This is a genomic window from Mesorhizobium sp. M7D.F.Ca.US.004.01.2.1, from assembly GCF_003997785.1.
In the GTDB taxonomy this organism is placed as follows: domain Bacteria; phylum Pseudomonadota; class Alphaproteobacteria; order Rhizobiales; family Rhizobiaceae; genus Mesorhizobium; species Mesorhizobium loti.
The window spans coordinates 1-4185 of the sequence record NZ_RZRQ01000426.1; the positions used below are offsets into that span (position 1 = coordinate 1).

General features: G+C 62.6%; 5 protein-coding genes. All 5 read left to right on the top strand.

Features of this window, described 5'->3' with window-relative positions; translation table 11 throughout:
* Positions 1-1167 (top strand): hypothetical protein (locus tag EN993_RS32160; protein WP_127265795.1); only part of this gene is annotated, 1167 nt, incomplete at its 5' end.
* 43 nt (positions 1168-1210) lie between these two features.
* On the top strand, positions 1211-1489 hold the full coding sequence (locus EN993_RS32165) for a DUF4031 domain-containing protein (protein ID WP_127265797.1): 279 nt from the start codon (positions 1211-1213) through the stop codon (positions 1487-1489).
* Positions 1486-2097 (top strand): LysE family translocator, encoded by a 612-nt coding sequence (locus tag EN993_RS32170; RefSeq protein WP_127265799.1) that lies wholly within the window; start codon positions 1486-1488, stop codon positions 2095-2097. Before EN993_RS32165 ends, EN993_RS32170 begins: the two co-directional genes overlap by 4 nt.
* 176 nt (positions 2098-2273) lie before the next feature.
* A complete protein-coding gene (rpsB, locus tag EN993_RS32175) occupies positions 2274-3062 on the top strand; it encodes a 30S ribosomal protein S2 (protein WP_127265800.1) in 789 nt (262 codons plus the stop codon).
* A 109-nt stretch (positions 3063-3171) separates the two neighbouring features.
* On the top strand, positions 3172-4092 hold the full coding sequence (gene tsf, locus EN993_RS32180) for a translation elongation factor Ts (protein WP_109669054.1): 921 nt from the start codon (positions 3172-3174) through the stop codon (positions 4090-4092).
* The last annotated feature ends 93 nt before the right edge of the window (positions 4093-4185 follow it).

The window sequence follows — 4185 nt, forward strand, 5'->3', positions numbered from 1 at the left end:
GCCGGTCTGCGCGGCGTCGCCAATGTCCGTCACATCGCCTTTCCCGACGCTGACCTCGAACGGCTGAAGGCCAGTTGCGGGGCAGGGAAGGCGACTTTCATCACGCCCAACCATCCCGAATTCTTCACCGACTGGATGATCGACAAGGAGATCGTGTCGCAGGTCAGCCCGCTCACTGCCTCCTGGGCGACGAACGGTGTCGTCAACGGTCTCGGCCGGCTGATGCAGAAATTCTGGCTGGCCAACAACCTGATCGCCCAGATTCCCGGCAACAGCGGGGCAGCCAAGGAACACTCCGTCGCCTGGGCCTTGAAAGGTCATGGCGTGCTGCTGCATCCCGAAGGCGGCGTTGGCTGGCACGCCAATATCGTCGCGCCGTTGCTGTCGGGTGCCGTCGAGATGGGGCTTGAGGCCCTCAAGCGCGGCCGGGCCACGGATCCCGATTTCAAGGTCTGGATCGCGCCAGTCGTCTGGAAACTTGCCTTCACCGGGAATGTCGAAGCGGCGCTGGCGAAGGAATGCGCCTATGTCGAGAAAAGCCTGAACATAGAACGCCACGCGACCGACACGCTGCCGCAGCGCATCCACCATATCTATTCGACGCTGCTGACCCGCGACGAAGCCGCATGGGGCATGCCGTCTGACGAAGGCCAGACCTATGCCGAGCGCCAGCAGGGGTTGATCATCGAACTCGCCCGCCGGCTCGGCGAAAGTATCTCACCCGAAGCTGCCATCACCGACACCACCGAGCTTCTGCGGCGGGCGCGTCGCTGGCAGCGCGAAAACACCGGCGATGCGGAAGGGCAAAAGCAGGTCCGCACGCTCGCCGACGCGGTCCAGAGGTTGCAACGCGTCGGGCCCTGGGCCTCGACCAACCCGCGCATCACCCAGGAGGAGATCGCCGAACACCTGAAGCGTATACGCAACGACTACTGCCGGGGCGGACTGCGCGACACGATGAACCGGTTCATTCCGCAGCCGGCCGGACCGCGTTGCGCCTATATCCGGGTGCCGGAGGCGCTGGGCCTGCATGAATATGCTGGCTCGATCGAGGACGCGGTTGCCGAGCTGCACCGTCGCATGCAGGAAGCCATCACCAGCACCGTGGCAGAGATCGAGGCCGGCCGCGGCTTCATTTTCTATCCGAATCCCTTCTATCATCGCTAGACGAGTGCCGATCGGCGCAAGATGAAGGAATGCGGCAAGCCTCATGGCGGTCTATGTCGACGCGGCAATCTGGAAATGGGTTGGTCATCGCTGGTGCCATTTGATGGCTGACGACACCGACGAGTTGCATCGCTTTGCCGCTCAGCTTGGCGTCAAGCGCTCATCCTATCAGGGGCCGCCCAAGACATCGGCGCCGCATTATGACATAACCGGCTTCGAGCGCGACCGCGCGGTGCGGCTCGGCGCCATCGAATGCAGCCGCGAGGAGATCGTCGCGATCTTCAGGCGAGTGAGGGTGCCCAAGGGAAAGATTCGCTCATGACGCTGACGGCATTTCTGGCTTATTGCGCTGCGATCACACTTGCCGCCGCGACGCCGGGACCCGCAATGTTCGCCGTCATCACCAACGGCGTGTCGCGCGGGTTCCTTCGCGCGTTCATGGCCGGAGTCGGTGTTGCCGCCGGCGATGCCGTGCTGGTCACACTGGCACTGCTCGGACTGGTGGCGCTGGCCCAGACCTTCGAATGGATTTTTCTGCTGCTGAAATACGCGGGCGCTGCCTATCTCGTCTTCCTCGGCATCAGGATGTGGCGCGCTGCCGCTACGCAATCGAATGAGCCGCAGGCGGCGCAGGCGAGATTGTCGCGGTCGTTCTTCCTCGGCGCATCCATTGCGCTTGGCAATCCGAAGGCGATCCTGTTCCATGCCTCGATCATGCCGCTGATCCTGAACCTTGACACCATGACCCTTGCAGATGGCCTGCTGGTGGTTGCTGTCGTGATCAGCGTCAACATCCTCACCATGGGTCTCTATGCCGCTCTCGCGGGCCGGGCTTCGGGCTGGTTCCGGACACCGAGGCGCATGCGGCTGATGAACAGGTTCGCCGGCAGCGCCATGATCGGCACCGGAGCGCTGATTGCCGCACGCTGAGCGGTGAAGCGGCACACGGCTTGCGTTTGTCGCGCATCCCCTCTATATGCGCGCTCATTCCACACACGGACTTTGGTGTCTGCCCGGGAGAAATCCGGCTGAAACCTCCGGTGGCGTTCGAGGACAAAGTCCAAAAATGCCTGTGTCCGTGGAGGCTAACCGGAAAGGAACTTTGAATGGCACTGCCTGATTTCAGCATGCGCCAGCTTTTGGAAGCTGGCATTCACTTCGGCCACCAGACCCATCGCTGGAACCCGAAGATGGCGCCTTACATCTATGGCGCCCGCAACAACATCCACATCATCGACCTGTCGCAGACGGTGCCTTTGCTGCACCAGGCGCTGAAGCAGGTTTCCGACACCGTCGCCAAGGGCGGCCGCGTGCTGTTCGTCGGCACCAAGCGTCAGGCGTCCGACATCGTCGCCGATGCGGCACAGCGTTCGGCCCAGTACTATGTCAACTCGCGTTGGCTCGGCGGCATGCTCACCAACTGGAAGACGATCTCGAACTCGATCCAGCGCCTGCGCAAGCTCGACGAGATGCTGGCCGGTGAGGCCCAGGGCCTGACCAAGAAGGAGCGCCTCAACCTCGACCGCGAGCGCGAGAAGCTCGACAAGGCGCTGGGCGGCATCAAGGACATGGGCTCGACGCCCGACCTGATGTTCGTCATCGACACCAACAAGGAAGCGATCGCTATCCTCGAGGCCAAGCGTCTCGGCATCCCGGTCGTCGCCATCATCGATTCGAACTGCGATCCGGACAAGATCGACTTCCCGATCCCCGGCAATGACGACGCGGCCCGCGCCATCCAGCTCTATTGCGACCTGATCGCCAAGGCTGCGATCGACGGCATCGCTCGCCAGCAGGGCGCGCTCGGCGTCGACATCGGCGCTTCGGTCGAAGCTCCGATCGAGCCGGCGCTCGAGCCGGCTCCGGCCCCAGCGTCGGAAGCCCCCGAAGCTTGATAATCGAAGGCCGGTTGCGGCCTTCATCTTTCTCATATTTTGGCACGCTAAACAGACGCACCATCGAACACCGATGGTGCGTCGGTGCATTTAAAACAAAGAGGCGACAATGAGCATTTCGGCTGCACAGGTCAAAGAACTCCGCGACTTGACCGGCGCGGGCATGATGGACTGCAAGGCGGCGTTGACCGAGACCAACGGCAACATGGAAGAGGCCGTCGACTGGCTGCGCAAGAAGGGTATTTCCAAAGCCGACAAGAAGGCTGGACGCACTGCAGCGGAGGGCCTGATTGGCGTTGATTCCGGCGTTCGCGAAGCGGCCGTCGTAGAAGTCAATTCCGAGACCGACTTCGTTGCTCGCAACGCCGCGTTTCAGGAAATCGTCGCCAACGTTGCCAAGGTCGCTCTGGCCTATGGCACGACAGAGGCTGTAGCCGCCGCAAAGTATCCCGGTTCGGACAAGTCGGTTGCCGACACCATCAAGGACGCTGTCGGCACCATTGGCGAAAACATGGGCTTCCGCCGCTCTGCCAAGTTGACCGTTCCGCACGGCGCCGTCGCAACCTACGTCCACAACGCGGTTGCCGATGGCCTTGGCAAGCTCGGTGTTCTGGTCGCCATCGAGACCACGGGCAACGAGCATGCGGCCAATGCCTTCGCTCGTCAGGTCGCCATGCATGTCGCTGCCACCAATCCGATGGCGCTGACCGCAGAGCAGATCGATCCGGCCGCGGTCGAACGCGAGAAGGCGATCTTCTCCGACCAGGCGCGCCAGTCCGGCAAGCCGGAAGCCATTATCGAGAAGATGGTCGAAGGCCGTCTGCGCAAGTTCTACGAAGAGGTCGTGCTCCTGAAGCAGGCCTTCGTGCTCAATCCCGACATCACCGTCGAGAAGGCGCTGAAGGATGCCGAGAAGGACATCGGCGCGCCGGCCAAGATCACCGCTTACCTGCGCTTCGCGCTGGGCGAGGGCATCGAGAAGGAAGAAACCGATTTCGCGGCGGAAGTCGCGGCTGCGGTCAAGAAGTAAGCCGCCAACCGGCTTTTCGGCTCAGGCAACTCGGCCGGGCGCTCGCGAGGGCGTCCGGCCGATTTCTTGTGCGATGTCGACAAAGGCGCGCAG